Annotated in this window: 1 protein-coding gene; it reads left to right on the forward strand. The window is 67.1% G+C overall.

What is annotated here, in order from left to right:
- The first annotated feature begins 29 nt into the window (after positions 1 to 29).
- Positions 30 to 503 carry a helix-turn-helix transcriptional regulator gene (locus F6Q13_RS19305; RefSeq protein WP_293059946.1) on the forward strand — a complete coding sequence of 158 codons (474 nt, stop codon included), beginning with the start codon at positions 30 to 32 and terminating at the stop codon, positions 501 to 503.
- The last annotated feature ends 148 nt before the right edge of the window (positions 504 to 651 follow it).

Consider the following 651-nt stretch of genomic DNA (forward strand, 5'->3'; position numbering starts at 1 on the left):
GAGTTTGAGACGAATCGCCGGCAGGAGTGATGCCCGACGCTGCCGGCGTCACTGGTGTGCTGGCCGAGATCGGTCGCGAGCTTCGCAACCGGCGGCTGGCCCTCGGTGTCAGCGCCGTGACCACCGCCGAAGCCGCCGGGATGTCACGGGTCACGTTGCACCGCATCGAGGCCGGATCACCCGCGGTGACGATCGGCGCCTACCTGAACGTGGCCGAGGCCCTGGGCCTGCGGCTGACACTCGATGAGCAGTGTCTCCGGCCGCCGGAGCATGAAACGGCACCTGCGCAAACAGCGCCGGCGACGGTCCGCGTGGGCGACTTCCCGCAACTGCGCGCGATCGCGTGGCAGCTGCGCGCCGAGACCGAACTCACCGGCGTCGAGGCACTACAACTGCACGAACGCAACTGGCGCCACGTGGACCAAGCTGCAATGAGCGACGAGGAGCGCGCCCTCGTCCGGCGACTGGCCGACACCTACAGCGGCGGAGTCCTTCTTGTTTAGCAGAGCGCACCATGTTCGGATTTCCCGCGTTATCGAAGCGCTCGACGCCGAACTCTTGGCGGCGGTGACATCCTCCACCGCTTGGAAAGCGGTGATTCCCTTGGCCGTTAGGCGGCGTTGGGTGGTTCGCGGTTCATCGCAGATGCCG

It is taken from the genome of Mycobacterium sp. (assembly GCF_008709575.1).
Taxonomy (GTDB): Bacteria; Actinomycetota; Actinomycetes; order Mycobacteriales; family Mycobacteriaceae; genus Mycobacterium.

Coding starts and splice junctions, on each gene's coding strand:
- F6Q13_RS19305 (WP_293059946.1), top strand. CDS start 30: ATGCCCGACGCTGCCGGCGTCACTGGTGTGCTGGCCGAGATCGGTCGC.